Source organism: Sphingopyxis sp. LC363 (assembly GCF_000756385.1).
In the GTDB taxonomy this organism is placed as follows: Bacteria; Pseudomonadota; Alphaproteobacteria; order Sphingomonadales; family Sphingomonadaceae; genus Sphingopyxis.
Genome location: NZ_JNFC01000060.1, coordinates 1 through 6,173, shown reverse-complemented (window position 1 = coordinate 6,173; position 6,173 = coordinate 1). Strand labels below are relative to the sequence as shown.

Here is a 6,173-nt window from a genome sequence, read left to right as displayed (position 1 = left end):
CTGAAAATTACACCAATGCCGGGGGGAGTGGCCCTCGGGCTACGCCCTCACGCCACTCCCCCCGGCATGTAACACGATGGCCTGGTTTTACGCCGCCGAATGGCCGACTTTTGCTCCGCCGTTGACACAAGAATGCATATTCACTAAGGTTCAAGAGGTCAGATAATAAAATGACAATCAGGGGAGGAACTATGTTGGTTACCCATAAAAATACGCGTATTCGTAAAGCATTATTTGCCGGAACGGCAATCACCCTTGGCATGATGTCAAGCAATGCCTTCGCGCAGTCCACGGCATCGGCCACCGCTGCCGATACGGCGGAAGATGTTACGAGCGCCGGCATCCAGGATATTGTCGTCACGGCGCAAAAACGTGAAGAGAGACTGCGTGACGTCCCCGTTTCGATACTCGCCGTCTCCGGCGAGAAGTTGCAGGATGCCAACATCGCGCGATTGACCGATCTGGTCACTATCGTTCCAAACTTCACCCTGTCGCTGGCCGGTAACGCTCCGACCACAAACCTGCGCGGGTTCGGTACCTATGGAACGCAATTCGCACAATCGGTCGGCAAATTCACCGACAACGTGTCCTACAGCCGCGATCTTCATGCGCGCCTTCCGCTTTTCGACATTGAACGGGTCGAAGTTCTCAAGGGACCGCAGGTTCTCCTATACGGCAACAGCACGACCGCTGGCGCGTTGAACATTACGACAAAGCAGCCTGGGTCGGAGTTCGAGGCTGATGCATCGGCATCTTATGAATTCAACCACGACGAAACGATCGTCCAGGGCGGCGTCACGGTGCCGCTCAGCGACTGGGCAAGCTTTCGCGTCGCGGGCTTCTTTCAAAACCTCGACAAGGGCTGGCTCCGTAACAATTTCACCGGCCGTGACGAACCAACATTCCGCAACCGGGCGGTCCGCGGTACTCTTCGCCTGACGCCAACCAACGACCTGACGATCTCGCTCAAGGCCGAATATGACCGCGTGCGCGACAATGGCGGCACCGGGCAGCAGATCAGACAGTCGACTAATCCGAACCGACAGCAGACGGACATCACGCTCGACGATTACAGGACGTCGACGGCCTCCGGCGCCCCGTTCTTCTCGCCCGAATTTGTGGAGGTGCGGCACGAGACATATCAGGCCGATATCAGCTATGATGCAGGCGTCGGGACGATCAGTTCTACCACTGCGTATCTGAACACGCGAGCCGGCGGGTCGCAGAGCAACACGTCCGATCTGCCCGACTATCTCAACTTCCTGTTCACGCACTATCAGCAGTTTAGCCAAGAATTGCGCTTCACTGTGAACACGGGAAGCATTGATTACACCTTTGGTGGTTATTTCGAAGACAATAAATATAAAGCCGCATCCGTGGTCGATGCGAACTTTCCGGCCATCGCCGTTCCCCTGCCAGCTTTGGGGCGCTACGTGGACATCGACCAGCGCAACAAAAATTACTCCGTTTTTGCAAACCTTACTGCGCATTTGACGGACGAGTTCAGTGTAACTGCCGGTGCACGCTACGCCATCCTCCACCAGAATACGGACCAATCGTCCTTGGCAGCGCCATTGGTCACCAATGTCACTTTCGACACGTCCCAGGCTGATGTGCTGGCACAAACTGATCCAGCGCTATGTGCGCTCGTGCAGGCCGGGTTTGCCGCGGTTTGCCATGAGTTCAAGGATCTCAAGCGCAAGGAATATCATTTCCAGCCGCAGGTCGTGATCCAGTACAAGCCGAACAGCGACATCATGTTCTACGGCAAATTCGTGAAGGGCGCCAAGCAGGGCGGGGTGGATATTGCGTATGGCGGCACTCCGGCGAACGGTGTCAGCCGCGAAGAGGCTATGTTTGCGCCTGAGACTGCAACGTCGTTCGAAGTCGGCGTGAAAGGGATCACGGGCGACCGCATGCTCGAATATTCTCTCGGTGTCTTCCGAACCACGTTTGAGGATCTGCAACTCTCGGCCTTCCTCGGGACATCGCAATTTACGACCAACGTAGGCAAGGCCCGGACCCAGGGCGTCGAAGCCGAAGTCACATTCGTGCCGGTGACCGGTCTGCGCATCAATGCGACTGCGAACTATCTCGACGCAACGTTCAGGGATTTTCCCAATGGTGTGTGCACGGTGGAACAAATCGAGGCAGCGCCCCCGGGAACGGTCTGCATGCAGGACTTGTCCGGGAGACCCACACCGTTCCAGTCGAAGTATAGCGGGACCCTGAACGTCTCCTATGATATCGAGGCTGGCGATCTGCGCGTCACGCCGGGCGTCTCGGTTATGGCCAAATCTGGATATTATGTCGGCACGAACGACGATCCGCTCGGCTATCAAAAGGGCCTGGCATTGGTTGACCTGAACCTCGCCGTGACTCCGGTCGATTCCTGGTGGAAAGCATCGGTATTCGTGCGCAATCTCACCGACAAGGCCTACAAGGAATATGGTGTCGCCACGGCACTGATCCCAGGTGGCTACAGCATCTATATGAGCCGCGGGAGAAGCATCGGCGTGCAAGTGGGCGCACGCTTCTGACCAGCTTGCCTCCGCCCGCGCAAGCTGGCGGAGGCAGGCTCTCCCACCGGTGCGGGACTGGTTCCCGCACCGGCTTTCCGTTCGTTCGGCGGCTCACGACATGGTATGGTGGGTTGCCAAGGTCCATGCTACCCGGTCCTAAACAGCAAGGGATCGGCCAAGTGGTTTCCAATGAAAAGAGTGTCAAACGTCGCGGGATCCAATCCGTTGGGGTAGGGTTGCGTGTCCTGTCCGCGCTCGCGTCACAAAAGGGAGCCGCCAATCTATCGTCAATCGCCCAAGCGGCAGCGCTTTCGGCGAGCCAGACGCATCGCTATCTCAGCAGCCTCATGGAAGCTGAGATGGTCAAACAGGAACAGCGCTCCGGCCTGTACGATTTAGACGCCGGAGCTATACGGCTTGGTCTGGCGGCTTTGTCTCGAATAGATATTTTCGCGATGGCCGATGACGTCTTCGCACAGTTCGCGAAGGATTCCGGACGCACCTGCCTCGTGGCCATTTGGGGCGACGCCGGACCGACAATTATCCGCTGGTTCGATGGTACGCCTCCTGTAATCACCTCACTGGCGATCGGATCCGTGCTCCCTCCGCTCCGCTCGGCAACGGGACGCGTTTTTTGTGCCTTCGGCGATCCAGCCCTTATTGAACGGATTGGGAAGACCGTTATGCGCGCAGAAAAGCGCGCGATCGGGGATGCGAATGCAATTCTGGACGACGTTCGAGCATCTGGACTTGCTATGGTGAAGGGCGATCTCATCCCGGGTCTTCGCGCTGTCGCGGCGCCGGTATTCGATCTCCAGGGACGTTTGGTATTAGTTGCCTCGGCCCTGGCCTATGAAGGAATGCTAGCACCGGATGACAACGCAATTGCTCCACAACTGCTTGCGTCCTGCAAGCAGTTAACGGAGGCGCTTGGCGGAAAGTGGCCACTTGAATCCGCTTCGGGGTCGCCTTCGCGGCGGCGCGGCGGTGCCAAAGAGAGCCATACCGACTGAAAGTCTGGAAGCGCGTCGAATATTCTCGCGCGATTGCCAAATCATGGCGTCGGGCGCGGCGACTCAATGAGCTTTATTCAATGAGTCATTGAATGCTGCCGCAGGCCGCAGGCCACGATGGGTGATTCAACTGCATATTCCCTCCCGTAGGAGTTGGCGCTTGGCCAGATCGGCCGTTTGAAGGCGCGCTGATGACCGCCGGCCAATGCCGACAATCCAGATTGGCGCATGACGGGGGGTGTGCGGTTCCCATTGCGTGCCGCCCCTTATCGCGACAGCCGAACGGAAGTTTGGGGTTTAGAAGTTGCCTCGCCGTGCGGCTCCCGGGTTGAGCGGCGATCGCTGGCGCAAGAGCGACGTGTGCCGCGGCTGTCCAATTCGCGAACTGTTGGCGAGATCAACGAGGATGGACGAATCGTTGCTCGTTCGATCGACGGACCGACGGTTTTCTTCCGATTCCGTCGGTCGGAAGAAGCTTGAAGTTCAGGATTCTATTGCGGATTCTCTGCAAAAAACCCGGCCGCAATTTTACCCGATGTAAAAAGCATTGCATTATACGGAAATCTAGCTAGCTATGCCCAAGGCGTTTCAGCGCCCTGCATGCCTTGCGGCTGCCAAGACCAAAGAGGCCCATTGGGAAGAGGACATGACACTAGATGTCAGCACAGCACTCGCCGGCTCTTACGCGTGCCTGCGCCAGCGCCCTTCGGGACATTCAGCTATTTTTGATTTCGCAGCAGCATGCTGCTGGCCAAATTTACTTGAACGCACCGGCGTATTCGGCGCGGCAAGCTCTTCTGCTGGAATAGGAGCGGCGAAACCCATGAGCCTTCCCGTTTGAGAGGTCGGCAGGGACGTCGGATTTTGATGAAATTCAGAACGATTAGATAGGAATAAGGGGAGGTAAGTATGAAGTTCGATAAGGTTTTTACCGTGACGTCCCTGAGCGTCGCGATGGTCGCGCTGACTTTTCCGGTCAACGCGTCGGCGCAGAGCGAGGATACGGCTCCGACGCAAAAGCCGTCCAGTGAGACACAAGGCTATGAAGACATTGTCGTGACGGCGCGGCGCACATCCGAAAGCCTGCAAAATGTCCCGGTTGCCGTGACCGCTCTTTCCGGCTCAGCGCTTGCGGACCGCTCGGTGACGAATTTGTCCGAGGTCACGCAATCAGTTCCCAACATGCTGAGCGCAGGCTCCGGCAATGGCGGTTCAGCCGGCCAATTCTTTCTTCGCGGTGTTGGCCAGGGCGACTTCACTGTCAACATGGATCCGGGCGTGGCCATCTATATTGACGGCGTTTATTATCCACGCACGCAAGGCGCCAATCTCGACCTGGTCGATGTCGAACGTGTCGAGGTTCTTCGAGGGCCGCAGGGCACGCTCTATGGCAAGAACGCCACTGGCGGTCTTATCAGTTACATCACGCGCTCGCCAGATGCTCCCGAGCGCATGCAGGCTATGATGGAAGTCTCATCGCGCAACGGGTTGCGCGGACAGTTTTCATTCAACCGCGAATTGTCGGATAACGACACGCTCTATATTGGCGGTTCGGTCGTTGGGCTGACGCAGGATGGCTGGGGCGACGTGCTCGTAGCGCCAACGAATACGTCCAAGCTAGGCTTGGGAAAAGGCAACTTCAACAAGCGGCAATCGGTAAGTGGACGCTTGTCGTTGCTCTTCCGCCCTTCCGACGCGCTAAAGTTCACAGTCCGCGGAGACATGACGGAACAGAACGGCGCGGGGCCAGCGGTGGTCTTGCTCGCTGCCACCCCGGGCACGACGACCAGTAATTTGGTGTCAGAGGAGCAACGTGCCGATATCGGCAAGTTTGACCGTTTCTATTCGGATTATCGGCCGCCGAACGACCTCAGTCTGCGCGGTATCTCGCTGACTGGCGAACTGGATTTGGGCGGTGCAACCTTGAAATCGATCACCGCTTATCGCACACTGAAGCAATCGGCCGGTTTGGACTTTGACGCGACCGACAAGGCGATCGCCAATTATGGGCAGAAGGTCTGGCAGAACCAGTTCAGTCAGGAACTGCAGCTCAATGGATCGTCCTTTGATGGAGCGCTCGACTGGATCACCGGTGCCTATTTCCTGCGTGAGAAGCTGAGCCAGGAGCTCACGCTGGAAGGAACGGCGGCCCCTGCCACGCTTTCGGGAGGGACGGTCCAGTTCCAGGATGTCACTCCGCTGACAAAATCTGGCCTGCTGCCGGTTTGATGGACACCGAGAAAAGGTGTTTTATCGAACTGGAGGACCAACATGGAACGAAGGAAGTTTACGCGCGAGTTTAAGCTCGAGGCAGTGAGGTTGATCAAGGAGCGCGGTGTCAGCGTTTCACAGGCATCGCGGGATCTTGCTGTGCACCAGACGGTGCTGCGCAACTGGGTGCGCGATTTTGGCAGCGATCCGGCATCGGCATTTCCGGGGCATGGCCAGATGAAGCCGGAGCAGCTGGAGATAGCGCGTTTGCGCAAGGAAGTGGCGAAGCTCAAGGCGGAGCTGAGAACGGCGGAGCAATATTCGACCACGGTAGCGGCGGGATAGTCCTGCTGCGGGCGGCGTAAAAGTCGTCCACCTTGAAGCCTTTCTGCCGAGTCAGGGAGGTGTGGGGATCTACAGCGTGGAA

General features: G+C 57.6%; 3 protein-coding genes and 1 pseudogene. All 4 read left to right on the top strand.

Translation table 11 applies throughout. The annotated features are described in order from the left end of the window. Positions 1-191 precede the first annotated feature (191 nt). Positions 192-2,540, top strand: coding sequence for a TonB-dependent receptor (locus FG95_RS17615; RefSeq protein ID WP_161786576.1), 2,349 nt, complete (start codon positions 192-194; stop codon positions 2,538-2,540). Between the two features lie 161 nt (positions 2,541-2,701). After that, positions 2,702-3,535 carry an IclR family transcriptional regulator gene (locus tag FG95_RS17610; protein WP_161786575.1) on the top strand — a complete coding sequence of 278 codons (834 nt, stop codon included), beginning with the start codon at positions 2,702-2,704 and terminating at the stop codon, positions 3,533-3,535. 909 nt (positions 3,536-4,444) lie between these two features. Further along, positions 4,445-5,764 carry a TonB-dependent receptor gene (locus tag FG95_RS17605; RefSeq protein ID WP_037557551.1) on the top strand — a complete coding sequence of 440 codons (1,320 nt, stop codon included), beginning with the start codon at positions 4,445-4,447 and terminating at the stop codon, positions 5,762-5,764. Between the two features lie 42 nt (positions 5,765-5,806). Beyond that, positions 5,807-6,046, top strand: a pseudogene (locus tag FG95_RS17600) (transposase); the annotation flags it as partial. Between the last annotated feature and the right edge of the window lie 127 nt (positions 6,047-6,173).